At 71.3% G+C, this 24811-nt stretch carries 22 protein-coding genes and 1 other RNA gene; 7 read left to right on the plus strand and 16 right to left on the minus strand.

Going from position 1 to position 24811, the window contains the following annotated elements; all coding sequences use genetic code 11:
- Nucleotides 1-190 precede the first annotated feature (190 nt).
- The gene (gene murA, locus AB0C46_RS37745; RefSeq protein ID WP_362833636.1) at nt 191-1537 is read left to right on the plus strand and encodes a UDP-N-acetylglucosamine 1-carboxyvinyltransferase; all 1347 of its coding nucleotides are present in this window, start codon (nt 191-193) and stop codon (nt 1535-1537) included.
- Between the two features lie 166 nt (nt 1538-1703).
- A complete protein-coding gene (locus tag AB0C46_RS37750) occupies nt 1704-2900 on the plus strand; it encodes a serine hydrolase domain-containing protein (RefSeq protein ID WP_362833637.1) in 1197 nt (398 codons plus the stop codon).
- A gap of 336 nt (nt 2901-3236) precedes the next feature.
- Here AB0C46_RS37750 and AB0C46_RS37755 read toward each other — a convergent pair whose 3' ends face one another.
- The 6 genes from AB0C46_RS37755 to AB0C46_RS37780 all read right to left on the minus strand — a co-directional run bounded on the left by AB0C46_RS37755 (nt 3237) and on the right by AB0C46_RS37780 (nt 10681).
- On the minus strand, nt 3237-3518 hold the full coding sequence (locus AB0C46_RS37755) for an HU family DNA-binding protein (RefSeq protein ID WP_006605312.1): 282 nt from the start codon (nt 3516-3518) through the stop codon (nt 3237-3239).
- 307 nt (nt 3519-3825) lie between these two features.
- Nucleotides 3826-5259, minus strand: a complete 1434-nt coding sequence (locus AB0C46_RS37760; protein ID WP_362833638.1) for an NAD-dependent malic enzyme — start codon at nt 5257-5259, stop codon at nt 3826-3828.
- 427 nt (nt 5260-5686) lie between these two features.
- Nucleotides 5687-8314, minus strand: a complete 2628-nt coding sequence (locus tag AB0C46_RS37765) for a UvrD-helicase domain-containing protein (protein WP_362833639.1) — start codon at nt 8312-8314, stop codon at nt 5687-5689.
- Nucleotides 8315-8662: 348 nt separating this feature from the next.
- The gene (locus tag AB0C46_RS37770) at nt 8663-9403 is read right to left on the minus strand and encodes a zf-HC2 domain-containing protein (protein ID WP_362833640.1); all 741 of its coding nucleotides are present in this window, start codon (nt 9401-9403) and stop codon (nt 8663-8665) included.
- Entirely contained in the window at nt 9400-9921 is a 522-nt protein-coding gene (locus AB0C46_RS37775) for a sigma-70 family RNA polymerase sigma factor (protein ID WP_026169908.1), read from the minus strand. The genes AB0C46_RS37770 and AB0C46_RS37775 overlap by 4 nt, the downstream gene beginning before the upstream one ends.
- Nucleotides 9922-10039: 118 nt before the next feature.
- Nucleotides 10040-10681: an ABATE domain-containing protein gene (locus AB0C46_RS37780; protein ID WP_362833641.1), complete on the minus strand. Its 642-nt coding sequence runs from the start codon at nt 10679-10681 to the stop codon at nt 10040-10042.
- A gap of 413 nt (nt 10682-11094) precedes the next feature.
- Between AB0C46_RS37780 and AB0C46_RS37785 the strand changes: the two genes are divergently transcribed.
- Complete coding sequence (locus AB0C46_RS37785) at nt 11095-11871, plus strand: class I SAM-dependent methyltransferase (RefSeq protein ID WP_362833642.1); 777 nt, start codon at nt 11095-11097, stop codon at nt 11869-11871.
- A 92-nt stretch (nt 11872-11963) separates the two neighbouring features.
- Here AB0C46_RS37785 and AB0C46_RS37790 read toward each other — a convergent pair whose 3' ends face one another.
- Both AB0C46_RS37790 and AB0C46_RS37795 read right to left on the minus strand, forming a co-directional pair.
- A complete protein-coding gene (locus AB0C46_RS37790) occupies nt 11964-13190 on the minus strand; it encodes a uroporphyrinogen-III synthase (RefSeq protein ID WP_362833643.1) in 1227 nt (408 codons plus the stop codon).
- A 229-nt stretch (nt 13191-13419) separates the two neighbouring features.
- Nucleotides 13420-14868 (minus strand): nitrate/nitrite transporter, encoded by a 1449-nt coding sequence (locus AB0C46_RS37795; RefSeq protein WP_362833644.1) that lies wholly within the window; start codon nt 14866-14868, stop codon nt 13420-13422.
- Nucleotides 14869-15138: 270 nt separating this feature from the next.
- On the opposite strand from AB0C46_RS37795, the gene AB0C46_RS37800 reads away from it, so the two are divergent.
- Nucleotides 15139-15954 (plus strand): helix-turn-helix transcriptional regulator, encoded by an 816-nt coding sequence (locus AB0C46_RS37800; RefSeq protein ID WP_362833645.1) that lies wholly within the window; start codon nt 15139-15141, stop codon nt 15952-15954.
- Nucleotides 15955-15961: 7 nt separating this feature from the next.
- A complete protein-coding gene (locus AB0C46_RS37805; RefSeq protein WP_362833646.1) occupies nt 15962-16282 on the plus strand; it encodes a DUF397 domain-containing protein in 321 nt (106 codons plus the stop codon).
- A gap of 6 nt (nt 16283-16288) precedes the next feature.
- On the opposite strand, the gene AB0C46_RS37810 is transcribed toward AB0C46_RS37805, so the two are convergent.
- Together AB0C46_RS37810 and AB0C46_RS37815 are read right to left on the minus strand one after the other, a co-directional pair.
- Nucleotides 16289-16828, minus strand: a complete 540-nt coding sequence (locus AB0C46_RS37810) for a DUF4232 domain-containing protein (RefSeq protein WP_362833647.1) — start codon at nt 16826-16828, stop codon at nt 16289-16291.
- Nucleotides 16829-17005: 177 nt separating this feature from the next.
- A complete protein-coding gene (locus AB0C46_RS37815) occupies nt 17006-17980 on the minus strand; it encodes a LysR family transcriptional regulator (RefSeq protein WP_362833648.1) in 975 nt (324 codons plus the stop codon).
- A 121-nt stretch (nt 17981-18101) separates the two neighbouring features.
- Here AB0C46_RS37815 and AB0C46_RS37820 point away from each other — a divergent pair, with 121 nt between their 5' ends.
- Entirely contained in the window at nt 18102-19469 is a 1368-nt protein-coding gene (locus tag AB0C46_RS37820; protein WP_362833649.1) for an MFS transporter, read from the plus strand.
- On the opposite strand, the gene AB0C46_RS37825 is transcribed toward AB0C46_RS37820, so the two are convergent.
- From AB0C46_RS37825 to ftsE, 6 genes are all read right to left on the minus strand, one after another.
- Nucleotides 19462-20154 (minus strand): hypothetical protein, encoded by a 693-nt coding sequence (locus AB0C46_RS37825; protein ID WP_362833650.1) that lies wholly within the window; start codon nt 20152-20154, stop codon nt 19462-19464. The genes AB0C46_RS37820 and AB0C46_RS37825 overlap by 8 nt on opposite strands.
- A gap of 142 nt (nt 20155-20296) precedes the next feature.
- Nucleotides 20297-20666: a transfer-messenger RNA gene (gene ssrA / locus AB0C46_RS37830) on the minus strand.
- Between the two features lie 124 nt (nt 20667-20790).
- Complete coding sequence (gene smpB / locus AB0C46_RS37835; protein WP_362833651.1) at nt 20791-21288, minus strand: SsrA-binding protein SmpB; 498 nt, start codon at nt 21286-21288, stop codon at nt 20791-20793.
- Between the two features lie 18 nt (nt 21289-21306).
- A complete protein-coding gene (locus AB0C46_RS37840; protein WP_362833652.1) occupies nt 21307-22524 on the minus strand; it encodes a S41 family peptidase in 1218 nt (405 codons plus the stop codon).
- A 67-nt stretch (nt 22525-22591) separates the two neighbouring features.
- The gene (gene ftsX, locus AB0C46_RS37845; RefSeq protein ID WP_362833653.1) at nt 22592-23506 is read right to left on the minus strand and encodes a permease-like cell division protein FtsX; all 915 of its coding nucleotides are present in this window, start codon (nt 23504-23506) and stop codon (nt 22592-22594) included.
- A gap of 32 nt (nt 23507-23538) precedes the next feature.
- On the minus strand, nt 23539-24228 hold the full coding sequence (ftsE, locus tag AB0C46_RS37850) for a cell division ATP-binding protein FtsE (protein ID WP_168479372.1): 690 nt from the start codon (nt 24226-24228) through the stop codon (nt 23539-23541).
- A gap of 249 nt (nt 24229-24477) precedes the next feature.
- On the opposite strand from ftsE, the gene AB0C46_RS37855 reads away from it, so the two are divergent.
- Nucleotides 24478-24672: a hypothetical protein gene (locus tag AB0C46_RS37855; RefSeq protein WP_362833654.1), complete on the plus strand. Its 195-nt coding sequence runs from the start codon at nt 24478-24480 to the stop codon at nt 24670-24672.
- Nucleotides 24673-24811 lie beyond the last annotated feature (139 nt).

Genomic DNA, 24811 nt, shown 5'->3' on the forward strand with positions numbered 1-24811 from the left:
CGGACAGCCAATTAACGACGTTCCCCGTCAATTACCCCAAAAGGCGATTACAGATCAAAGGCGGATCGTAGCGGAGCGTGTTGTGACAAAGCCATTACACGTTCAAAGCGTGCACGGGCCTACGGACCCACCCCCCGCCGCCCTTACCATTTCTGCTTGGCCCCTGCCCGTCTCCAGGAACGCGAGATCCATGACCGTCTCTACTGACGACGTACTGCTTGTCCACGGCGGCACCCCGCTCGAGGGCGAGATCCGGGTTCGCGGCGCGAAGAACCTTGTGCCCAAGGCCATGGTCGCCGCCCTCCTCGGGAGCGGCCCCAGCCGACTGCGCAACGTGCCCGACATCCGCGACGTACGCGTGGTGCGCGGGCTGCTGCAGCTGCACGGCGTCACGGTGCGCCCCGGTGACGAGCCGGGCGAGCTGATCCTCGACCCGTCGCACGTGGAGAGCGCCAACGTCGCGGACATCGATGCGCACGCGGGCTCCTCCCGGATCCCGATCCTGTTCTGCGGCCCGCTGCTGCACCGCCTCGGCCACGCCTTCATCCCCGGCCTGGGCGGCTGCGACATCGGCGGCCGGCCCGTGGACTTCCACTTCGACGTGCTGCGCCAGTTCGGCGCGACGATCGAGAAGCGCGACGACGGGCAGTACCTGGAAGCCCCGCAGCGGCTGCGCGGCACCAAGATCCGGCTGCCCTACCCGTCGGTCGGCTCGACCGAGCAGGTGCTGCTGACCGCCGTGCTGGCCGAGGGCGTCACCGAGCTGTCGAACGCCGCCGTGGAACCGGAGATCGAGGACCTCATCTGCGTACTGCAGAAGATGGGCGCGATCATCTCCATGGACACCGACCGGACGATCCGGATCACGGGTGTCGACACACTCGACGGCTACAACCACCGCGCCCTCCCGGACCGCCTGGAGGCGGCCTCCTGGGCGTCCGCGGCGCTGGCCACCGAGGGCAACATCTATGTCCGCGGCGCGCAGCAGCGGTCGATGATGACCTTCCTCAACACCTTCCGCAAGGTCGGCGGCGCCTTCGAGATCGAGGACGAGGGCATCCGCTTCTGGCACCCGGGCGGCCTGCTCAACGCCATCGCCCTGGAGACCGACGTCCACCCCGGCTTCCAGACCGACTGGCAGCAGCCGCTGGTCGTCGCGCTGACCCAGGCGTCGGGCCTGTCGATCGTGCACGAGACGGTCTACGAGTCCCGGCTCGGCTTCACCTCCGCGCTCAACCAGATGGGCGCGCACATCCAGCTCTACCGCGAGTGCCTGGGCGGTTCCGCCTGCCGCTTCGGCCAGCGCAACTTCCTGCACTCCGCGGTCGTCTCCGGGCCCACCAAGCTGCAGGGCTCCGACCTGGTCATCCCCGACCTGCGCGGCGGCTTCTCGTATCTGATCGCGGCACTGGCGGCGCAGGGCACCTCCCGGGTGCACGGCATCGACCTGATCAACCGCGGCTACGAGAACTTCATGGAGAAGCTCGTGGAACTCGGCGCCGACGTCGAGCTGCCGAACGGCGCACTGCCCAACTGAGCGCGGGCGGGGCGGGCTTCCGGCTCCGGGCCGGCGGCCCGCTCCGCGCACACCCCAGGCCGTGTGCAGACAACGGGCGTACGGGCACGGGACGGTGGAGAACCCGACCGCAGAAACTGGGGCAGGCCGGATGGTCGCCGTACCTGCCCGCTCCTACGGTTGCCGCATGTCGATCACCCCACACCGGAGGGCGCGCCGGACAGCGGCCTTCCTTGCCGCCGCGCTCCTCACCACGCTTCTCCCCGCAGGCACCGCGACGGCCGCCGCCGCCCGGACCTCCCGTCTGCAACAGGACGCCGACGCACTGCGGGACGCCGGGGTCACCGGCGTATCGGTCAGGCTGGCATCACCCGATGGGTTACACACCGTCCGCAGCGGAGTCGGCGACCTCCGCACCGGACAACCGGTGCCCCCTGACGGGTACATGAGAATCGGCAGCACCACGAAGACGTTCGTCGCGACCGTGCTGCTCCAGCTCGCCGGTGAGGGGCGGCTGTCGCTCACCGACACGGTGGACACATGGCTGCCGGGCGTGGTCCGCGGCCACGGGAACGACGGGCGCCGGATCACCCTGCGGCACCTGCTCCGGCACACCAGCGGAGTGCCCGACTACGTCAAGGACGTCGTCCCCGAACCGGGCGCCGCGGGATACCGCCACCACCGCTGGACCGTCCACACCCCCGAACAGCGCGTCGCCCTGGCCCTGCGGCACCCGGCCGCTTTCGACCCCGGTGCCCGCTGGGAGTACTCCAACACCAATTACGTCCTCGCCGGCATGGTGATCAAGGCGGTCACGGGCCACTCCTGGGAGCAGGAGGTCCGGGACCGCATTGTGCGTCCGCTGCGGCTGACCCACACCCGCACGCCCGGAAACCGGCCGTTCCTGCCGCGCCCTCACGCCCACAACTACCAGCAGTTCGAGCCGGCCGGGCCGATGACCGACACCACGATCGCGTACCTCCCGTTCGACGGGGACGCCGACGGCTCGATGATCAGCACGGCGGCGGACACCGGCAGGTTCTTCAGCGCGCTGGTGCGCGGGAAGCTGCTTGCCCCCGCGCAGCTCGCCGAGATGCAACGGACGGTCGACGTCCCCGACGACCACGGCGATCCCCCGGGCACCCGCGCCGGACTCGGCCTCCTCTGGACACCGCTGTCCTGCGGCGGCGGGTACTGGGGGCACGGCGGCTCCGGGTTCGGCTACGTGGTGGGGCCCGCCGTGACCCCGGACGGGCGGACGACCGTCACCGTCTCCGCACACAGCCGGCCCGGGGACAACGACACCGCCGCGCGCCAGATCCGCGGCATCACCGACCTGACCGACCATGCGCTGTGCGCCGCGCGGGACGACGGGGCCCGGTGACCCGGAGGGTGCGGGCGAGCGGCGCCGGCAGGAACGCCGGCGGGGGCGCAGGGCGTAGGGAGCCGGCTGCTGCCGCCGCCTGTTGGGGGTGCGGCCCCGGTCGGGCGTCGCGCCCGGCCCCCGTACGGCCCTGACGGCCTCTCCGGCGGACGCGGACCCGGCGGACTTCCGTTCGCCCGGGCCGCTGATCCCGGGGCGGCACAGGCCGCCTCACGGGCGCCGGAAGGCCAACGCGGGCTCAGGCCGTCCGGCACGGCTCCCGCACTCCCCCGAGAAACACAAAAGGGCGGCCACCCCTGGAAGGGATGGCCGCCCTGTCATGCCGTGCTGAGGGTGTTACTTACCCTTGGCGGCTTCCTTGAGCTTGGAGCCCGCGGAGACCTTCACGCTGTAGCCGGCCGGGATCTGGATCGGGTCGCCGGTCTGCGGGTTGCGCGCGGTGCGAGCGGCACGGTGGGTGCGCTCGAAGGTCAGGAAGCCGGGGATGGTGACCTTCTCGTCGCCCTTGGCGACGACCTCGCCGGTCACCTCGGCGAGGGCGGCCAGAACGGCGTCGGCGTCCTTGCGGGTCACCTCGGCGCGATCGGCCAGAGCGGCCACCAGCTCACTGCGGTTCATGTTTGTACTCCCGTGTTCTTCTTGCCAATGAGGCGTGAGATCGAAGCCGATGCTGCCAGGGTCCTCGGACAGTCCCCGGACCCGGGTCTGGTGCCAGACCCTCGCGCCCGATTACGCATCCTGCCCCCACCTGCGGCGGTAAAGCCAATCCGGCACCCAGGAGGGTCACACGAAAAGCGCCACTGCCTCGTTAGTGGTGACGCTCCGTATCATTCCCGCTCCGGGCCGGCCCCACAGGGCGGCGGTCGCTTGCTGCCCGCCACCCTATGGGGGCCCCAACGACGGCGTGTCCAGCGACGCGCCGTACTCAGACCGTCGTGGCAGCCGTCACAGACGGGTCGCCGCTCTTCGCCGCTTCCCGGACCGCTCCGGCCACCGCGCCCGCGACCTTCTCGTTGAAGACGCTGGGGATGATGTAGTTCGGGTTGACCTCGTCCTCCAGGACGACGTCCGCGAGGGCTCCGGCCGCGGCCAGCATCATCTCCGTGTTCACCGTACGGGAGTGGGCATCCAGCAGGCCGCGGAAGACGCCGGGGAACACCAGGACGTTGTTGATCTGGTTCGGGAAATCGGAGCGGCCGGTGGCCACGACGGCGGCGGTCTGCCGGGCAACGGCCGGGTCGACCTCCGGGTCGGGGTTGGCGAGTGCGAACACGATCGCACCGTCGGCCATCCTCGCGACATCGTCGCCGTCCAGGACGTTGGGCGCGGAGACGCCGATGAAGACGTCCGCGCCGACCACGGCCTCCTTGAGGGTGCCGGTGACGCCCTCGGGGTTGGTGTTGTCGGCGATCCAGCGCAGCGGCGAGTCCGGGTCGGCCTCGACCAGGTCCGTACGGCCCGCGTGCACCACACCGTGGATGTCGGCGACGACGGCGTGCCGGACACCGGCGGCGATCAGCAGCTTGAGGATGGCGGTGCCGGCCGCGCCGGCGCCGGACATCACGACCCGGACGTCCTCGGTCTTCTTGCCGACGACGCGCAGCGCGTTGGTGAGCGCGGCGAGCACCACGATGGCGGTGCCGTGCTGGTCGTCGTGGAAGACCGGGATGTCCAGGGCCTCGCGCAGCCGTGCCTCGATCTCGAAGCAGCGGGGGGCGGAGATGTCCTCCAGGTTGATGCCCGCGAAGCCGGGGGCGATGGCCTTGACGATCTCCACGATGGCGTCGGTGTCCTGGGTGTCCAGGCACAGCGGCCAGGCGTCGATGCCGGCGAAGCGCTTGAAGAGGGCCGCCTTGCCCTCCATGACGGGCAGTGCGGCCTTGGGGCCGATGTTGCCGAGGCCGAGGACGGCGGAACCGTCGGTGACGACCGCGACGCTGTTGCGTTTGATGGTCAGCCGGCGGGCGTCCTCGGGGTTGTCGGCGATGGCCTGGCACACGCGGGCGACGCCCGGGGTGTAGATCATCGACAGGTCGTCACGGTTGCGGATGGGGTGCTTCGACGACATCTCGATCTTGCCGCCGAGGTGCATCAGGAAGGTACGGTCGGAGACCTTGCCGAGCGAGACGCCCTCGATCGTGCGCAGCTGCTGGACGATCTCGTCGGCGTGGGCCGTGGAGGTCGCCGCGATGGTGACGTCGATGCGGAGCTTTTCGTGTCCGGACGCAGTGACGTCGAGGCCGGTCACCGAGCCTCCGTGGGACTCGACGGCCGTGGTGAGCTGGGAGACCGCGGTTCCGCTCGCGGGCACCTCCAGCCGGACCGTCATCGAGTAGGAGACGCTGGGCGCCGTTGCCATGGCCGACTTCCTCTGCTTTCACCGTGTCGCTGGATTGCCGTCCGATCGTCGCACCTACCGCGGAGTACGCGGTAGCCGCCCGGCATTGCGAACGTTTTGTTCGCGGGCGGCGACTGCCTCGGAAAACAACTTCCACCATACGAGATTTTGCCACCACGGCAAAGAGGCCCACGTCACGGGGTGACGTGGGCCTCTTCCACATTCAGCGGCACCGACCCGCCATGCTCGCCTCGCGGCAAGTGGTCGCTCGTAGCGACGATGGTTGGGCCCGGGGGCTTGGATCGGGCCGGTGCCGTCACCCAGGCTAACAAACCATCCCCCGAAGCGAATCCCGTCCCGGGGCGCTGTTTTCAAGACCCCTCGTACGGCGGCGCGCACGCCCGGCGCGGGCCGCCGTACGGGTGTCGGCACATGGCCGACGGGCGGTTCAGTCCCGCAGCAGGTCGGGTACGCCTGCCGCGTCCGGCTCGTCCCGTTCGGCCGACAGCACGGTCAGCTGCTGGGTGGCCCGGGTCAGCGCCACGTACAGGACCCGCAGGCCGGCCGGGGACTCGTCGGCGATCTCGGCCGGTGAGACCACCAGCGTCGCGTCGTACTCCAGCCCCTTGGCCTCCAGGGAGCCCAGCGCCACCACCCGGTCGCCGAGCGGGGCCAGCCAACGGCGGGCCTGCGCACGGCGGTTCATGGCCACCACGACGCCGACCGTGCCGTCCACCTCGCCCAGCAGCCGCTCCGCCTCGGCCACCGTGGCCTGCGCCAGCGCCGCGTCGTCACCGGGCCGGGCCTGCCCGTTCCCGTCCCTGCCCCCGTTCCCGTCCCTGTCCCCGTCCGCGACGAGCGCGAAGCGGGGCTCCAGGCCCGTGGAGCGGACCGCCTTCGGTGACGCCATACCGGGCATCGCCAGCGCCAGCACCCGGGCGGCCAGTTCGGCGATCTCCGCGGGGTTGCGGTAGTTCACGGTGAGCGTGAAGCGGCGGCGCGGGCGGGTGCCGAGCGCCTCGTCGCGGGCGACGGCGGCCTCGTCCGGGTCGGACCAGGAGGACTGCGCGGGGTCACCGACGACCGTCCACGTCGCGTGCCGGCCGCGGCGGCCGACCATCCGCCACTGCATGGGCGTCAGATCCTGCGCCTCGTCGACGATGACATGGGCGTAGTCGGTGCGCTCCTCCTCCAGCCGTTCGCGCCGGCTGCGGCCGCCGCCCATGCGGTCCGCGTGGGTGGAGAGCTCCTCCAGGCCGGTCAGATGGTCCAGCGGATCGGCCTCGCGCGGGCGGGCCGGGCGCATCGGGGCGCCGAGGACCATCTGCAGCTCGTCCAGCAGCGCGACATCGTGCACCGACAGCGGGCCATGGCCGGAGCTGTCCAGCCGCTGCAGCGAGCGGGCCAGTTGGCGTACCTCGCGCGACGTGAGGACGCGGCGCGCCCAGCGGCCGAGCAGGCGCTCGTCGGCCATGGCGGCCAGCACTCCGCGCGGGGTCAGCTCGGGCCACCAGGCGTCCAGGAACTCCTGGAAGTCGGGCTCGGTGGTGATGTCCTCGTCGAAGCCCTCGCGGGCCTCGGCGGCGAGTTCGGGGTCCGTGTAGCGGCGCGCGGCGCCCGACTTGCTCCACAGGGCGTCCAGGATCAGCCGGCGGGCCCGCGGGCGCAGCAGGTTGACCGGCGCGGTGCCGCCGAGCGCGGACTGCCGGATGGCGCGCAGCTCGTCGGCGTCCAGCTCGATCCGGCCGCCGAACGCGACCACCCGCAGGTGGGCGGGCGGGCCCGCGGCGGGCGGGGCCGGGCGCGGGGCCCTGGTGCGTCTTCTGCGACTGCCGTTGGCGGCCGCGTCCCGGTCGGTGTCGTCCCCGGCCGCCGCGAAGAGGTCCTCCAGGGACAGCTGGGCGTCCCCCTCCGGGGCCCCTCCCCCGTTCGCCGCGGCCTTGGCAGCCTCCCGGCCGGTGTGCTGTGCGCCCGGCGCGGCCAGCTCCAGCGCGCCGCGGGCCGCCTTGCGCAGCAGCTTCTGCATCCGCGACGCGCCCTTGATACGGGCCACCGCCGGCGGGTCATAGGCCCCCCCGTCACCCGACCGCCGCCCCTCATCGAGGCCCTCCGGGCCACCCCCGCTCGATGCCTCGGCGCCGTCCACGAGCGAGCCGAGCGCCCGGATGGCGACCTGGCCCTCCTCGCCCAGCGACGGCAGCACGCCTTCGGTGTACGCGACCAGCAGCGGGGTCGGGGAGACGATCAGGATGCCGCCCGCGTAGCGGCGGCGGTCCTGGTAGAGGAGGTAGGCGGCGCGGTGCAGGGCGACCGCGGTCTTGCCCGTGCCGGGCCCGCCCTCGACCTCGGTGACGGAGGCGGCGGGCGCCCGGATCACCTTGTCCTGCTCGGCCTGGATGGAGGCGACGATGTCCCGCATGGTGTGGCTGCGGGCCCGGCCCAGCGCGGCCATCAGCGCGCCGTCACCGATCGCCGGCAGCTCCTCGCCGTCCAGCGTCGCGGTGATCTCCGGGCGCATCAGGTCGTCCTCGACGCCGAGGACCTTACGGCCCTTGGAGCGGATCACCCGCCGGCGGACGACCCGGCCCGGGGCGACCGGAGTGGCCCGGTAGAAGGGGGCGGCGGCCGGTGCCCGCCAGTCGATGACCAGCGGGGTGTAGTCCGCGTCGAGCACGCCGAGACGCCCGATGTGCAGCGTCTCGGCGATCGTGGCGCGGCCGTCCTCGATCGCGCCGTCGGCGGGTTCGACGGAGGTGAAGGCGCCGTCCGGGCCCTTCTTGCCGTCCTTGCCGAGGAGCAGGTCGATCCGGCCGAAGAGGAAGTCCTCGTACTCGGAATTCAGGCGGTGGAGATGGACGCCGGCCTGGAACACCTGGGCGTCGCGCTCGGCGAGCGCGCCGGGCGTGCCGACCTGGCCGCGCTTGGCGGCGTCGTCCATCAGGAACTCTGCCTCGTGGATCTTCTCCTCAAGGCGCCGGTAGACACGGTCCAGATGCGTCTGCTCGGCCTCGATCTCGCGGTCGCGAACGGAATCCGAAGCGTGATCCGGTGCGTGCGTGGCGTTGTGCGCGGCCACCCAGGCCCCCTTCTGCTGTGCGTAGGGCAGCCGTCAACCGTACGCGAACCAGGCACCGCGCGCACCTGGTGAAAGGGACAAAAGCGGGCGAGTTTGGTCGGATGTTGATTCAGACCGCTACATCGGGTGTGGCCGGCGGAGATTTCGCCGGTCGGAGCCTTTGGCGGTCGGGGCGGGACTCTTGGCGGTCCGGTTGGAGCCTTGGTGCTCCGGTCGGGCCCTTGGCGGTCCGGTCGGGGTCTTGGTGCTCCGGTCGGACCCTTGGCGATCCGGTCGGAGCCGCGGCGGCCCTTGACCGGCGCCCCGCACCCTGTCCGGCCGGGGCGCCGGTCCGGGCGCCCCGGATTCTCAGGCCTTCACCGTGGCCAGCCGCTTGCCGTCCAGCGTGCTGATCTCGAAGTGGTCGATGTCGCCGCGGTTGAGGGCCGCGCCGCCCGTCGCGTAGAGGGGCTCGCGGTTCCACTTCGCGGCGCTGCCCGGGATGCCGTAGCCGCCCTTGGGGACCGCCCAGGTGGTGACGGTCTGCCGTTTGCCGTCCTTGCCGACGGCGACCAGGTCGCAGCTCAGCGGCCCCTTGACGTTGGCGAGTTCGAGGACGACCTGGGTGCCCCAGGGCCGGGCGGCCATGGAGACGCCCGCCGAGACCTTGGTGTCCGGGTCGACGGAGGTCACCTTCTCGCCCGCGGCGTACTGGGCCCGGACGGCGTTCGCCAGCGGCGGCGCCGGCGCCTTGTCCCCTTCCCCCTTGAGGGAGAAGGCGGCGAGCGGCCCGCCGACGATCAGCACCACGGCCGCGGCGACCAGGAACAGCCGGCGCCGGCTGCGCCCGCGGCGGGTGGCGTGGACCTCGTCGAGCAGTCCGTCCAGCACCCGGGGGCCGGGGACGGCCGTGATCGTCTGCGGGGTGGGGGCGGACTGTTTGAACTCGGCGAGCACCGGCGTCAGGGCCATCAGCTCCTCAAGTTCGGCCGCGCACCGGTCACAGGCGACGAGATGCGCCTCGAACCGTTCGGCGTCGGCGGCGTCCAGGACGCCCAGCACATAGGCGCCGACGTCGCTGTGCCGGTCCGGCTGCGTGGGCGGGATCACTCCGTCACTCCTCGTTCCTCGAGTGAGAGCTTCAGGGAGCGCAGCGCGTAGAACACCCGGGACCGCACGGTTCCGGCCGGCACGCGCAGCACCTCCGCTGCCTCGCTGACCGTACGCTCCTTGAAGTACGTCTCCACGAGGGCCTCTCGGTGGGCCTGGCTCAGGTCGCTCAGCGCCTCGGAGATCGTCATCAGGCGCAGCGCCCGGTCGATCACATCGGCGGCGGGCATGGTCTCCAGCGGGGTCGCGTCGACCTCTTGGGGCCGGGCCTTTCGGCTGCGGTGCCCGTCGATCACGATCCGCCGGGCGACCGTAACCAACCAGGGCCGGATCGAGCCGGTCGCCCGTTGCAACTGGTCGGCGTTGCGCCAGGCGCGCACCAGCGTCTCCTGCACCACGTCCTCCGCGCGATGCCGGTCTCCCGCCACCAATCGCAGGACGAAGGCGAGAAGCGGGCCCGCATGATCGTCGTAGAGGGCTCGCATGAGCTCCTCTTCAGGTGTCGTCCTGTCTGCCACGACGGCATCCTTACGCACTCCAACTCCCGGGTCGATAGCCCAGATCGCCCAAGATCGACGGGGACCCTGCCATGAATCGGACTTGCGGTGAGGAGTACGGACGGGACGGACGGGGCGTTCAGCGTCCGGCGGAATAATTTTCCGCGGCGTGGACGGGGCCCGCGGCGGCGCCCCCGGACTGTTCCCGGCGCACCATCGTCCGCCTCCGGTGCCGCGCCACCCGCTCCCGGTTGCCGCACACTTCGCTGGAGCACCAACGACGGCGCCGGCCCCGCGAGGTGTCCAGGTAGACCAGGGTGCAGCTCTCGCCCTCGCACTGCCGCAGCTGCGCGCGCGCCGACCCGTCGGTGAGCAGCCCGATCGCGTCCCGGGCCACCTCGGCCAGCAGTCCGGCGCATTCGGGCGGGCCGGGGAGGGCGCGGACCAGGGTGCCGTCGGCGGCCCGTACCGCGCAGGCGGCGGGCGGTTGCCCGGCGGCGGCCGCGGAGTTGAGCAGGATCAGGTCGGCGTCGGCCGCTCCGCCCCGCAGCTCGCCGTGCACCACCCGGAGCAGCAGCTCCCGCAGCGCGCGGAAGCGGCCGAGCCAGCGGCCGTCGACGCCGTCCAGCGGGGTGCCGTGCGGCACCAGGCCCGCGCCGGTCAGCCAGGCCCGCAACTGGTCCGGGCCGGCGAGGCGTTCGGCGACGGCGCCGTCGGCGGTGGCCGCCAGGTCCAGGCAGACCCGCCCGCAGTCGAACCGCAGCTCGCAAGGCGCCGCCATGTGCCTGTCACTCCTTAGGGACCAAACGTGTGTGCTCCCAGAGTGCCCGGCCCACGGGCCGGCCGGAACCCTCCGGAGGCGGCCACTCCGCGCACCCACGCCACGTGGACGCGGACACTCACGCCACATGCATGCGCACATCCACGCCATGGGGAGGCGGACGCCCACACCACATGGAAGCGGACGCGGACGCCACGTGGACACGTACGCCCACGCCACATCCACGCGCACACCCGCGTCGCACAGACACCGCGAGTAGGCACCGCGAGTAGACACCACGCGTATACACGTGATGTATAGTCCGCGGCGCGGCGCTCCGCAGGCCTCCCGCACCGGTCCGCCGCATGCTGGGGGCGTGTCCCGATCCACCGGCCAGGCCTCAGCACCTCAGCCCCTCCAGGACGAAGGTCTCCATGTCGCGCAAGTCCCTGCACACGAACCGCGCCAGCCTCACCCACAAGGCCGGATACGCGCTCCGCCATCCGGCCCGGATCGCCCCGTACGTCAAGCGCACCGCCCGCGACGCCTGGCTGCGCCTCAAGCACCCCGGCCATGTGGCGTACTACCGGGCGGTGATGGCCTCCGACGCCGGCCGCAACCCGGAGGCCGCGGTCGGCAGCCGCAGCCATGAGCGCTGGCTGGCACTGGGCGAGATGCAGTTCGACTACCTGTCCGAGCACGGTCTGAAGCCCGGCCACCGGATGCTGGACATCGGCTGCGGCAATCTGCGCGCCGGCTGGCGCTTCATCGCCTACCTGGACACCGGCAACTACTACGGCATCGACATCTCGCCGGACATCCTGATCTCCGCGAAGCAGACCCTGACGACCTACGAGCTCCAGGACAAGCTGCCGCACCTGACGATCACGCAGGACCTGAAGCTGGACTTCCTGCCGTCCGCCCACTTCGACGTCGTCCACGCGCACAGCGTCTTCTCGCACTCACCGCTCGACGTCATCGACGAGTGCCTCGCCCATGTCGGCCGGATTCTGGCCCCCGGCGGCTTCTTCGACTTCACCTTCGACCGCACCGAGGGCGCCGAACACCAGGTGCTGCGCGAGGACTTCTACTACCGGACCGAGACCCTGCTGCAGCTGGCCCGCAAGCACGGCCTGGAGGCGCGCTTCATGGACGACTGGGAGCAGCGCAAGCACGGCCAGTCCAAGATCCGCGTCAACAACCCGCAGTAGCACGCCCCTTGGGGAGCTCGGCACACCGGCCCGCCCCCGTCTCCGGCCACCGTCCCCGCCTCCGTCCCCGGCCCCGCCTCCGCCCCGGCCCGCTACTCCCCGCCGTACTTGTCCGTGTCCGCATGCGGGTCCAACGACAGCCGGTAGCCGCGCTTGACGACCGTCTGGATCAGCTTGGGGGCGCCCAGCGCCACCCGCAGCCGGGCCATCGCGGTCTCCACCGCATGCTCGTCCCGGCCCGCGCCGGGCAGGGCGCGCAGCAGGTCGGCGCGGGAGACCACCCAGCCGGGGCGGCGGGCCAGCGCGCGCAGCAGCGCCATCCCGGCCGGCGGCACCGGCCGCAGCGCGCCGTCCAGCACGACCGCGTGCCCACGGATCTCCATCCGCCGCCCGGCCACCGGCAATGCCCGCACCCGTCCCGGGAGTTCACGGCACAGCAGCTGCACCAGCGGCCCGAGCCGGAAGCGCTCCGGCTGGAGCGTGGGAACGTCCTCCGCCTCCAGCGGCAGCGCGGTCACCGGCCCCACGCACACCGTCAGCACGTCCCGCCGCAGCGCCGCCAGCACCTCCGCACGGATACCGCGCTCCCCGGCACGGCGCAGCAATGACGCCGCGGCCGGGGCACTGGTGAAGGTCACCGCGTCCAGACCGCGCCCGGTCACCGCGTCCAGCAGCCGGTCGACCGGCCCGATGTCCTCCGGCGGCATCCAGCGGTACACCGGGATGCCGACGACCTCCGCACCATCGGCCCGCAGCGCCTCGACGAACCCCGGCAGCGGCTCCCCGTGCAGTTGCAGGGCCACCCGGCGCCCGGCGACACCCTCCGCCAGCAGCCGGTCCAGCACCTCGGCCATCGACTCGGAGGCCGGTGACCACTTCTCGGTCAGCCCGGCGGCCCGGATGGCGCCCCGTACCTTGGGCCCGCGCGCCAGCAGCTCCACCCCGGTCAGCCGGTCCAGCAGCGCCTCGCCCAGGCCCCAGCCCTCCGCGGCCTCGATCCAGCCGCGGAAGCCGATCGCGGTGGTGGCCACGACGATGTCGGGCGCGTGGTCGATCAGATCCCGGGTCACCGCGAGCAGCTCGGTGTCGTCCGGCAGCGGAACGATGCGCAGGGCAGGCGCATGCAGCACCTGGGCGCCGCGCCGTTCCAACAGCGCGCCCAGCTCCTCCGCCCGCCGGGCCGCGGTCACCCCGACGGTGAACCCGTCCAGCGGCCGGACGGCCGGGACCGAGCCCGGCCCCGAGTCCGGCCCCGGTCCCGACCCCGGTTCCGGCGCCGTCCGCTCCTGCTCACCGTGCTCCTGCTGCTGCTCGTGCATGGTCGTCCCGCTCCGCCCAGAGTGGTGTGGTGCCCTGTGCTTCCGTACCGCCGCGGCTCGGACGGCACGGAGTGCCAAGTCGCCAGCGTGCCAACGGCACGTGACAACCCCGGTCCTCCCATATTTCCCCGTGGTTACGACGCTCCGCACGCCACCCCGCCCGACCGGCCGGGTGCGGGGGCGGGTACAGCGGCCCGCAGGCGGCCGCCACGCCCGCCTCTCCCCCCGCTCACACCTCGGCGTACACCGGGCGCCGCCCCTTGTCCGCCGGTGCCGCTTCCGCCGCCTGCGCCGTACGCCGCGCACGGGCCGCCGGGCGCAGGTATACGGTCCAGGTCACCGCGCCGCACACCACGTAGCAGCCGAGGAACGACACAAAGGCCGGCGTGCCCGACCCCGCCACCAGGAACGACTGGCGAAAGGCGAGGTTGATGGCCAGCCCGCCGAGCGCGCCCACCGCCCCGATCAGCCCCATCGCCGCGCCGGACAGCCGCCGCCCGTGGGCCGCGGCCGCCTCCCCCGCCAGCCCCCGCCGCAGCGCCTGGGCCTGGAAGATCCCCGGGATCATCTTGTACGTGGAGCCGTTGCCGAGCCCCGTCAGCACGAACAGCGCAATGAACCCGACGAGGAACACCGGCAGCGACCGCACCGCCGAGGCGTAGATGACGACCCCGGTGGCCAGGCCCATCGCCCCGAAGGTGCCCAGAGTGATCCGGGCGCCGCCGAACCGGTCCGCCAGCCGTCCGCCGACCGGCCGGATCAGCGACCCCAGCAGCGGCCCGATGAAGGTCAGCGACGCCGCCTGGAGGGGCGTGCGCGCGAACTGGTTCTGCAGCACCAGGCCGAAGGCGAAGCTGTAGCCGATGAACGACCCGAAGGTGCCGATGTACAGCAGCGACATCACCCAGGTGTGCGGCTCCCTGGCGGCGTCGAGGGCCGCCCCGGTGTCGTTGGTCACCGGGGCGAGGTTGTCCATGAACAGCGCCGCGAGCACCGCCGCGAGCACGATCAGCGGCACATAGACGGCCAGCACGATCCGCGGATGCGCGGCCCCCGCGGTCCCGATCACCAGCAGCCCCAGCAGCTGGATCACCGGCACCCCGATGTTCCCGCCACCGGCATTCAGCCCCAGCGCCCACCCCTTCTTCCGCAGCGGATAGAAGGAGTTGATGTTGGTCATCGACGAGGCGAAGTTCCCGCCGCCGACCCCCGCCAGCGCCGCGACCAGCATGAACGTCGTATACGAGGTGCCCGGCTCCATCACCACCGCCGCCACCGAGGTCGGCACCAGCAGCATCGCGGCGCTGATCACCGTCCAGTTGCGCCCGCCGAACCGCGCCACCGCGAAGGTGTAGGGCACCCGCAGCACCGCGCCCACCACCGTCGGCATCGCCACCAGGAAGAACTTGCTGGCCGGATCGATCCCGTACTCGGGCCCCATGAACAGCACCATCACCGACCACAGGCTCCAGATCGAGAACCCGATGTGCTCGGAGAGCACGGAGAACACCAGGTTCCGCCGCGCGATCCGCTCCCCCTTCTCCCGCCAGAACCCCTCGTTCTCCGGGTCCCAGTGCTCGATCCACCGGCCGCCCCTCCGCGGCCGGCCCTCGGTACGGCTGCGGGCAGGGGTCTCGTCAGGGCTGTCGCTACGGGTCTCTGCTGCCGCGGCCGTCATCGCGCCTCCAGGGGTCGTGTCCTGCACACCGACGCTAGGGAGGGCGGGTTTCCATACCGTGCCGCCCGGTGACGCGTACGAAACCTTGCACTCACCGGGTGCGGCGGACGGTCGTGAGGCGGCCCGGACTCCCGTGCGGGTGCAATCTGCGCATTCCCGACGTGGCGGTTGCGCTGCGTAACTATGCTGCCGCGCCAGACGGACCCGTACTCCTGGTGAGTACGGGCGCACACACGGTCACTGGCGCTCAAGTAGGGGGAGTGGAAGGCCATGCAGCCGCGAAAGAAGCCCAAGAACCGGCACTCCGCAGCCATGGAAGTCATCGGCGCACAACTGGCGATGTTCCGCATCAACGCCGGACTCACCCAACGCGGCCTCGGGGAACAGACCACCGCCTCCGAGGAAACCATCGCCTCCATCGAACAGGGCAGGCGGGCCCTGATGCCGCATCTGGCCACCGAGTTCGATCAACTCCTGCGCACGGGCGGGGCGTTGGCGACCGGGGTGGGGAAGCTGCCGCCGAAGGACAAGTATCCGATCTGGGCGGAGGACTTCATCGCCTATGAGCAGCAGGCCATCGCGCTCTGTGGATACGAGCACGGCGTCCTCCCCGGCCTGCTCCAGACCGAGGGCTACGCCCGCGCCACCTTCCGCAGCAATATCCCGCACCTCGACGAGGAGACGGTGGAACGGCGGGTCGCGGCACGGCTGGAACGCCAGCAGATCCTGCACAAGGTCAAGCCCGTCATCGCCAGCTTCGTCTTCTCCGAGGCCGCCGTGCTGAGCAATCTCGGGGGTCGGGAGATCATGCGGGATCAGATTTCTCACCTGCGCACCTGTGCGGATCTCAATGGGGTCTCGATGCAGATCCTGCCGCTGAGCCGCGAGCATCACGCCGGTCTCGCCGGTCCGTTCGTGGTGCTGGAGACCCCCGACCATCAACACCTCGCCTACACCGAGGCGCAGCGCAGTAGTGAGCTGATTTCTGACCCGGACGAGGTCAGCATCCTCGCTCAGAAGTATGGAATGCTGCGAATGCAGGCCCTCAATGCCGAAGAGACCATGGGTCTGCTGGATCGGCTGTAGGAGAGCGATGACCCACCTGACATGGTTCAAGTCGAGCTACAGCGGCAGCGAGGGCGGCGCCTGCCTAGAAGTGGCATACGAATGGCGCAAGTCCAGTTACAGCAGCGACGAAGGCGGCAACTGCCTAGAAGTCGCCTACAACTGGCACAAGTCCAGCCACAGCAGCGAACAAGGCGGCTGCTGCGTCGAGGTGGCCGCCCACCCCGCCACCGTCCATGTCCGCGACTCCAAGGACCCCCAGGGCCCGCACCTCGACTTCCCGCCGGGTGCCTGGGCCGCGTTCACCTCGTTCGCGGCACGTACCGCCGGTGCCTCAATGGCCCCATAAACAGGGCTACTCGGCCGCTTCCCGCGGCGGGCCCATCCATATCGTGTCCGCGCAGATGTTCATCCGCAGGCGTTTGCCCGCCTCGTCCCGGGCCACCACCGCCTGCCCGGTCGTGGAGTCGCGCGGCGCGGACACCACGGCGGTGTCGTTGGTGACGGCTATGGGCTCGCTCAGCAGCGCGTCCTTGGGGCAGTCCCGGTAACGCAGGCCGGTGGTGACCGTGGCGCCGCGCCCCAGGTCTATCGGCAGGGCCCGGCCATGCCCTTGGGCATCGGCCTGGGGCCCCTTGCCGAGATGCACCGCGACAGCCGGGAAGCCGCGGAACACACACGGGGCCGAACCCTTGTTGACGACGGACAGCCGGGCTTCGCGGTGCTGGGAGCGCGGCTTCTTCTTCAGGACCGTGATCTTCCACCCCAGGCCCTTGGTCGTGCAGCTGGCGTGCAGCGCCGCCATCCGCGGGGACCCGCAGCCGGTCAGGGCCAGGCCCGCCGTGACGGTCAAGGTCAGCGCGGCCGCCGCCGCAAGAAGTGCACGCCGTTGCACAGCTCTCCCTGTTCGTTCCCCATAAGATCCCCTGCCGTTAAGGAAAGGTTTTCACACACCCGCGGTTGCCTGTGCATGGCTACTTTCTGCCGTACGCCGCGCGACTTCGGCCGTACGTCACCCAACTTCTGCCGTACGTCGCCCAACTTCGGCCGTACGCCGCGCAACGCCGGCCCGTCACCCGTGCACGCCCATCGCCCGCGCATCCGCCTCCGGGAGCCACCATGCGCTCCCGGGCAGCGCCAGCCAGGCGTGCCGCTCGGCCCGTTCCCGCGCCGCGGCCCGCAACGCGTCCAGGCCCGGATGCCGCAGCCCGCGCCGCCACACCAGAGACACCGGCGAGAGCGGTACGGGGTCGACGAGCGGCCGCAGCACCATCCCCGGCACGTCCATGAACTCCACGCTCGCCAGCACCGACCACCCCCGCTTGCGCACCACCCGTACGAACTCCTGCGAGCCCTCGATCTCCGGGAACGGCTCGGCCGTCGCGATACCGCGCCCCGCGAAGAGCCGCTCGGCCAGGTCCGTCCACTCCACGGTCTGCGGATTGCCGGCGGCCGCGTAGAGCGTCTCGCCGGCCAGCTCCGCGAGCGGGACGGCGGGCCGTGCGGCCAGCGGATGATCGTCGCGCAGCAGGACCGCCATCGGCTCCAGCCGGACCGGCTGATGGCCGAGACCGGCGCGTACGGCGGCCGGCAGCGCCGCGATCCGGCCGAAGGAGACATCGAGCCGCCCGGCCGCCATCTCGGCCGCCGCGCCCGTCAGCCCGCTGTGGAAGCGGGCGACCAGCTCACAGCTGTCCGGCAGCCGGCCCCTGGCCGCCTCCAGCACCCCGTGGGCGGTGCCGATCGGGACACTCACATCGACCAGCAGCGGTCGCTCCGGCGCGGCCCGGAACGCGGCGGCCAGGTCGTCCTGCGCGGCCAACACCCGCTGTGCGTACGGCAGCAGCCGCTCCCCGTCCGCCGTCAGCGTGACCCGGCGGGTGCTCCGTACGAACAGCGTGGCGTCCAACTCCCGCTCCAGCCGCCGGATATCGCGGCTCAGCGCCTGCTGGGCGACGTACAGCCGGGCGGCGGCCCGGGTGAAGTGCAGCTCCTCGGCGACGGCGGTGAAGGCGCGGAGCAGTCGCGGATCGATGTCGTACGGCATCGGGCCATCCTGGCAGCGCCGATACCGGCCGACACCTGCCGCGCATCAACAACACATGTGCGTGAATGGGCGCTGATCAGGTGTTGGACGGGCATCGGGCCCGGCGGCGACCGTAGAAAGCATGATCCTCTTCCTCGCCGCCCGGCCGGTCGCCTCCCCCACTCTCGGCTCCGCTCGACCGGCGGGACCCCCCGCGCCCGTACGCCCGGCCCCGCGCCGCCGCCGCGCCCGCTTCCGCCCGTTCGCCCCCTACCGGCGGATCTTCGCCGTCCCCGGCACCCGCGCCTTCACGGCGGCCAATCTGCTGGCCCGGCTGCCCATGGGGATGCTCAGCATCAGTGCGGTCCTGATGATCGCCGGCTCGCGTGGCTCCTATGCGCTGGCCGGGGCGGTCACCGCGACCGGACTGGCGGCAACGGCGCTGGCCGGACCGTGGACCGCCCGGATGGCCGACCGGTACGGCCAGGCCCGTACCGCAATCCCCGCCACCGCGCTCGCCACCCTCGGCTCGCTCTCACTCCTGCTCTGCGTCCACTACGGCGCGCCCGACTGGACCCTCTTCGCCTCGTACGCCGCCACCGCGACCACCCCGAACACCGGCGGCATGTCCCGCGCCCGCTGGGCGCACCTGTTCCGCGACGATCCGGCCGCCCGGCACACCGCCAACTCCTTCGAACAGGCCGCGGACGAGCTGTGCTTCCTGCTCGGACCGGTGCTCGCCACGCTGCTGTGCACCACCCTCTTCCCGGAGGCGGGCACGGCGGTGGGCGCGGCGCTGCTGCTGACCGGGGTGCTGCTCTTCGCGGCCCAGCGCCGCACCGAACCCCCGGTCGCCGCCCGCAGCGCGGACCGTCCCCCGGCCCGCTCCCCGCTGCGCCGCCCCGGCCTCCCGCCGCTGCTGCTCAGCTTCCTCTGCACCGGCGCGATCTTCGGCTCACTGGAGGTGGCCACCCTCGCCTACGCCGACGCCCAGGGCATCCGCTCCGCCGGGGGCGGCATGCTGGCCCTCCAGGCGGCCGGCTCCTGCGCGGCGGGGCTGCTCTACGGCCTGCTGCGGCCGACGAGGGAGGTCCCTCCCCGCTCTTCAAGAGCATGGGGGAGCGCCGGCCACCGCTTCCTCTGCTGCACCTCGGCGATGGCGGCCCTGATGCTGCTTCCGCTGCTCGCGGCCGGGACGGGGAGCCCGGCAGTGCTGGCCGTCGCGCTCCTCCTGGCCGGTATGGCGACCGCGCCGGCCATGGTCACCGGCATGGGACTCGTCCAGTCGCTGACGCCGCCCGGCCGGCTGAACGAGGGCATGACGCTCGCCGTGACCGCGCTGCTGGGCGGTATCGCAGCGGGATCGGCGAGCGGCGGCTGGGCGGTCGACCACCTGGCCGCGACGGGCGCGGCCTACGGAGTGCCCGCGGCGGCGGCCGCCCTCGCGCTGACCGTCACCCTGCGCACGGCCCGCCGGGGCCCGAACCGCCCGCCGGCGCCCGTCAGCTGATCGGGTCCGTGTACCGCAACCGCCGGGGGAAGGTCTCCACGACCGGGCCGTACCCGCCGACCGTGAAGGCGAACGTCACCCAGGAACCGTCCACGAAGCCGACCTCATGCGTGCCGTGCCGCACATCGGTACGGTTCCGCACCCAGGCGACCTGCCGCCGCTCCACCCGCCACGCGTACTCCACCGCGTCCGCACCGCCCATCGGCTCCCGCCGGTTGCCGGCCAGTCGCACCCGCACCACATGGAGATGGTGGTCGGTCACCAGCAGCACCGACAGATACCGGAACGAACAGCGCGGCCGCAGCACGGCCGCCAGCTGCCCGGCCAGGCTCTGCCAGCTGCCCGACAGCTGAGGGGTGTCGCGGTGGTGCCGGTCGTCCCACCTGTCCACCACGGCATTGACGGGATTGAGGCGGTGCAGTCCGTCCTCGGCCCGCCCCAGTCCGTCGACGAGCCGGTCACCGGTGGTGCGCTGCGCCGGGAACGCCTCCTGCCGGAACTGCCGGGGCGGCTCGGGAAGCCGCTCGCCCGCCTCGACCGGATGGCCGGCGACGACCCGCTCCCCGGGCGGCAGCACGGCCGCCGCCCGCTCCGTGGCCGCCCGGGCCTGCGCATGCCGGTCCGGGCCGGAAAGCCAGCCCTTGACCCCCGCCCAGAGGGCGTCGCCCACCTCGCTGATCTTCACCCGAAAACCTCCCGGACCGCCCGCTTCACCCGGGCCGGCGACTGTTCCATCGACTCCCCCATTGCCGTCACGACCAGGACCCCGACACGACTCAGGCCCCGCTGTCCTCTCGGACAGACGGGGCCTGGGCCTCACATGGGAATTGTGGAGATGGCGGGAATCGAACCCGCGTCCAACGGTGCGGAATCAGGGCTTCTCCGAGTGCAGTTCGCTGCGATTTTCTCGGCCCCGGAGATCACGCGAACAAGTCTCCGACGGGCTCAGTCACTGTTTGATTTCCTTCTGGACCCCGTGACCGGGTCTAGAAGTTTAGTTCCCTAGTCGATGCCAGGATCCGGGTCGGGAACAGCCCCGGGCTGACACTTCGCAAGTCGCTACTTAGGCAGCGAGGGCGAAGGAATCGCGCTTGGTGTTGGCGATTATTGGTTGCGACATATGGTTTACGAGATCATTGCCGCTTCCTCGACTCGCTTCCCCTGCTTCGACATCCGCTGTCGAAACCGATCATCCCCATGTTGATTTATCAAGGTGGTGCCTGCACCCCTCGTGGGGTGTGGAGCCATCGTACGGGAACAACGGCTGCCGTTGCCAGCGTATTCCCCGCGGACCGGCCCCGACGGGGCCCGTCGGGGCAGATCAGGCCCGCTGCCGCCGGCGGGCAGCCGAGATCGCCCGGTCCGTCTCACGGCGGTCCTGCTGCTCGCGGAGCGTCTGCCGCTTGTCGTACTCCTTCTTGCCCTTGGCCAGCGCGATCTCGACCTTGGCCCGGCCGTTCTTGAAGTAGAGGGCCAGCGGCACGATCGTGTGGCCCGACTCCTGGCTCTTGGCCTCCAGCTTGTCGATCTCCACGCGGTGCATCAGCAGCTTCCGCTTGCGTCGCGCGCTGTGGTTCGTCCAGGTGCCCTGGGCGTACTCGGGGATGTGTACGTTGTGCAGCCAGGCCTCGCCCCGGTCGATCTGGATGAATCCGTCCACCAGCGACGCCCGGCCCTGCCGCAGCGACTTCACCTCGGTGCCGGACAGCACCAGACCACACTCATAGGTGTCCAGAATGAGGTAGTCGTGCCGCGCCTTCTTGTGCTGCGCCACGAGCTTGCGCCCGGGATCCTTGTCCTTGCCCTTGTCCTTAGCCATAGTGCGGCCATTTTCGCACTAAGACCCGCCCCCGAGGCCACTCAATACCGTGCGGGCCCGTTTCTCGGCGCCCTTCCCCACGACCAGGTCGGGGGTGAGGCCGCTGTCGTCGACGGTCCGGCCGGTGGGGGTGCGGTAGTGGCCGACGGTCAGCTCGGCGACCGAGCCGCCCGGCAGCTCGCTGGGCATCTGCACCGCGCCCTTGCCGAAGGTCGCGGAGCCCACCAGGACCGCCCGGCCGCGGTCCTGGAGGGCGCCGGCCAGCAGCTCGGCGGCGCTCATCGTGCCCCCGTCGACCAGGACGACCAGCGGAACGTGCGTATTCCCGCCGCGCTCCGCGTACAGGGCGCGCTGCCGGCCGCGGACGTCGTACGTCGCGACCAGCCCGCCGTCCAGGAAGGCGGAAGCGGTGGCGACGGCCTCGGTGACCAGGCCGCCGGTGTTGCCCCGCAGGTCGAGCAGCATGCCGTCGTCCGGGGAGGCATGGCGCACCGCACGGCGGACCGCGTCGCCGGTGCCCTTGGTGAACGCGGCGATCTTGACGCGGGTCGGGCCATGGGCGCCGGCCGGCCGGTCCACGACGACGTTCCGGGCTCTCAGCCGGGTGCGGTGCAGGGTCTCGGTCCAGCGGCGGTCGCCGCGCTGGAGATCCAGGGTCACGCGGGTGCCGGCCGCGGCGGCGGGGCCACGGGAGCCGTCGGTGGCGGCACCGCGCAGCCGGGCGACGACATCGGTGACCGGGACGTCGCGGGTGGTGCGGCCGTCGATGGCGCGCAGCCGGTCGCCCACCGCGATACCGGCCTGTGCGGCGGGGCTGCCGGGCTGGACCCGGGACACCGCGATCCGGCCGCCGGCCGCCGGCCGAACCCAGAGCCCGACGCCGACATAGCCGCCGCCCAACTGCTCCTGGAAGTCCTCGTACTGGCCCGGTGTGTAGATCGTCGACCAGCGGTCGCCGCTGCGGCTGACGACCTCGGCGGCGGCCTGCGCACCGGACTTGCCGTCCTCGACGGCTTCGGAAGCGGCCCGCTCGACGGCGGCGCGGTCCGCGAGGGACTCGCGGGTGTGCGCTCCGGAGGACATACGGTCCGGGGCGGTGCGCCCCGCGGCGCCCTCCGCCTCATCGCTCCAGGTGCCGGTCACCGCGCCGGTGGCGAGCACGCTCACGAGGAACAACGTCAGGGCCGCCCCGCGGCGAATGCGGCGGGGCCGGTCGTACGAACACGGGCCCGACATGCCGGTGAGTCTAGGGGACAAAAGGGCGCCGTACGGCAAGTTGCCGTACGGCGCCCCTTGGCAAAGCTCACACCTTGAGGTACTTGCGCAACGCGAAGAACGCGGCGAGCGCGGGCATCAGCAGCCCGATCAAAAGGACCAGCGGAAGGACCGCCACCACCGAGTCCCAGCCGATGAAGTTGATCACCTGGATCTTCTCCGCCAGCCAGTTGTTGACGAGGATGTACTTGCCGCCGACGATCAGCACACAGGCGAACACGGCGCCGAGCAGACCCGCGATGGCCGCTTCCAGGATGAACGGCATCTGGATGTAGAAGCTGGACGCTCCCACCAGCCGCATGATCCCGGTCTCCCGCCGCCTGCTGAACGCCGACACCCGGACGGTGTTGACGATCAGCATCAGCGCAACGACCAGCATCAGCCCCATCACGACCAGCGCGGCGATGTTCATGCCGTTGAGGAGGTTGAACAGCGGCTCAACGGTGCCCCGTTGGTCCTGCACCTCCTGGACGCCTGGCCGCTCGGAGAACGCCGACTTGATGACCGTGAACTTCGTCGGGTCCTTGAGCTTGACGCGGTAGGACTCCGGAAGCTGGTCGGGCGTCACCAGCCCGGCGACGGGCGTGTCACCGAACTGCTCCTTGTAGTGCTTGTAGGCCTGGTCGCTGGACTCGTACGTCACGTTCTGCACGATCGGCAGCCGGTCCAGCTCGGCCTTGATGTCGTCCTTCTGCTGCTGGGTGGCCGCACCCTTGGCGCAGTTGGCACCGCTGCTTTCGGCGTCGTTCTTGTTGCAGAAGAAGATGGAGACGTTGACCTTGTCGTACCAGTAGCCCTTCATGGTGCTCACCTGGTCGCGCATCAGCAGCGAGGCGCCGAACAGACCGAGCGAAAGGGCTACGGAGACGATGACGGCGAAAGTCATCGTGAGGTTTCGGCGGAGACCGACGCCGATCTCCGACAGGACGAACTGGGCGCGCATGGCGTCCTTTCAGTACTGGGGGCCGTACACGCTTAGTGCTGGTAGCCGTACACGCCGCGCGACTGGTCGCGTACGAGCCGGCCCTTTTCGAGTTCCATGACCCGCTTGCGCATCTGGTCGACGATCTGCTGGTCGTGGGTGGCCATGACCACCGTCGTACCGGTCCGGTTGATCCGGTCCAGCAGCTTCATGATGCCGACCGAGGTCTGCGGGTCGAGATTGCCGGTGGGCTCGTCCGCGATGAGCAGCATCGGGCGGTTGACGAACGCCCGCGCGATGGCGACGCGCTGCTGCTCACCACCGGAGAGTTCACCCGGCATACGGTCCTCTTTGCCGCCGAGGCCGACGAGTTCGAGGACCTCGGGAACCGTCTTGCGGATCTGGCCCCGCGGCTTGCCGATGACCTCCAGGGCGAAGGCGACGTTCTCCCCCACGGTCTTGTTGGGGAGCAGTCGGAAGTCCTGGAAGACCGTGCCCACCTGGCGCCGCATCTGCGGGACCTTCCAGTTGGAGAGCTTGCCGAGGTCCTTGCCCAGAACGTGCACGTGGCCATGGCTGGTCCGCTCCTCGCGCAGCAGCAGCCGCAGGAAGGTGGACTTACCGGAGCCCGAGGAGCCCACCAGGAAGACGAACTCGCCGCGCTCGATCTCAAGGGAGACGTCCCTGAGTGCAGGGCGGTTCTGCTTCGGGTAGGTCTTGGAGACGTTGTCGAATCGGATCACTGATGCACCACGGTCGACCTGGATAGAGGTACGGGTTACCGAGTTGCGGCTCCCGTCGGTGTGCGTGACCATACGCGAACCTCCCACGGCGGCGCATCGCCGTGGGGGGTTGGTCCGTTTATTCACGGCACCTACAGGACAAAAGGCGCACAATCCCGCGGGGCGCGCCGTTCCGGCGGCGAGCTGGCACAGTGGAGGAGGGAACCAATGCGCCTTCCGGTGCGTTGGCGCAGTGGAGAAGGAGGTCGCATGACGTACGACCGACTGGTGTGCGCCAACTGCGCGGCCCCTGTGAACGAGGGCCGCTGCCCCGTGTGCCGGGCAAGCAGAGAACGGCTTCAGCAGCAAGCGGGCGGTATTTTCGCCCAGCTCAGCCCCACGATGCTGGTGACGCTGATGATCCTGCTGATTGCGCTGGGTGTACTGCTCCACCAGACCGTCTGAGACCGGTAAGAAGCTTCCTCGGCGGCCGCGGGAGCGCGGACGCCGAGGGGCGCGGGGGGCCGGGGGGGGCCCGGGCCCCGCACCGGCGCGCGGGCGGGGTGTCGTCGGGGCCCCCCAGAGCGCAAGGGAGCACACCCTT

It is taken from the genome of Streptomyces sp. NPDC048637 (assembly GCF_040650675.1).
Classification (GTDB): domain Bacteria; phylum Actinomycetota; class Actinomycetes; order Streptomycetales; family Streptomycetaceae; genus Streptomyces.

What these genes read in the sequence shown, in the direction of transcription:
- AB0C46_RS37755 (WP_006605312.1), bottom strand. Translation starts at nt 3,518, where the DNA reads ATGAACCGCAGTGAGCTGGTGGCCGCTCTGGCCGATCGCGCCGAGGTG.
- AB0C46_RS37815 (WP_362833648.1), bottom strand. Translation starts at nt 17,980, where the DNA reads ATGCCGTACGACATCGATCCGCGACTGCTCCGCGCCTTCACCGCCGTC.
- AB0C46_RS37800 (WP_362833645.1), top strand. Translation starts at nt 15,139, where the DNA reads ATGCAGCCGCGAAAGAAGCCCAAGAACCGGCACTCCGCAGCCATGGAA.
- murA (WP_362833636.1), top strand. Translation starts at nt 191, where the DNA reads ATGACCGTCTCTACTGACGACGTACTGCTTGTCCACGGCGGCACCCCG.
- AB0C46_RS37760 (WP_362833638.1), bottom strand. Translation starts at nt 5,259, where the DNA reads ATGGCAACGGCGCCCAGCGTCTCCTACTCGATGACGGTCCGGCTGGAG.
- AB0C46_RS37805 (WP_362833646.1), top strand. Translation starts at nt 15,962, where the DNA reads ATGACCCACCTGACATGGTTCAAGTCGAGCTACAGCGGCAGCGAGGGC.
- AB0C46_RS37790 (WP_362833643.1), bottom strand. Translation starts at nt 13,190, where the DNA reads ATGCACGAGCAGCAGCAGGAGCACGGTGAGCAGGAGCGGACGGCGCCG.
- smpB (WP_362833651.1), bottom strand. Translation starts at nt 21,288, where the DNA reads ATGGCTAAGGACAAGGGCAAGGACAAGGATCCCGGGCGCAAGCTCGTG.
- AB0C46_RS37780 (WP_362833641.1), bottom strand. Translation starts at nt 10,681, where the DNA reads ATGGCGGCGCCTTGCGAGCTGCGGTTCGACTGCGGGCGGGTCTGCCTG.
- AB0C46_RS37795 (WP_362833644.1), bottom strand. Translation starts at nt 14,868, where the DNA reads ATGACGGCCGCGGCAGCAGAGACCCGTAGCGACAGCCCTGACGAGACC.
- ftsX (WP_362833653.1), bottom strand. Translation starts at nt 23,506, where the DNA reads ATGCGCGCCCAGTTCGTCCTGTCGGAGATCGGCGTCGGTCTCCGCCGA.
- AB0C46_RS37840 (WP_362833652.1), bottom strand. Translation starts at nt 22,524, where the DNA reads ATGTCGGGCCCGTGTTCGTACGACCGGCCCCGCCGCATTCGCCGCGGG.
- AB0C46_RS37820 (WP_362833649.1), top strand. Translation starts at nt 18,102, where the DNA reads ATGATCCTCTTCCTCGCCGCCCGGCCGGTCGCCTCCCCCACTCTCGGC.
- AB0C46_RS37785 (WP_362833642.1), top strand. Translation starts at nt 11,095, where the DNA reads ATGTCGCGCAAGTCCCTGCACACGAACCGCGCCAGCCTCACCCACAAG.
- AB0C46_RS37855 (WP_362833654.1), top strand. Translation starts at nt 24,478, where the DNA reads ATGACGTACGACCGACTGGTGTGCGCCAACTGCGCGGCCCCTGTGAAC.
- AB0C46_RS37750 (WP_362833637.1), top strand. Translation starts at nt 1,704, where the DNA reads ATGTCGATCACCCCACACCGGAGGGCGCGCCGGACAGCGGCCTTCCTT.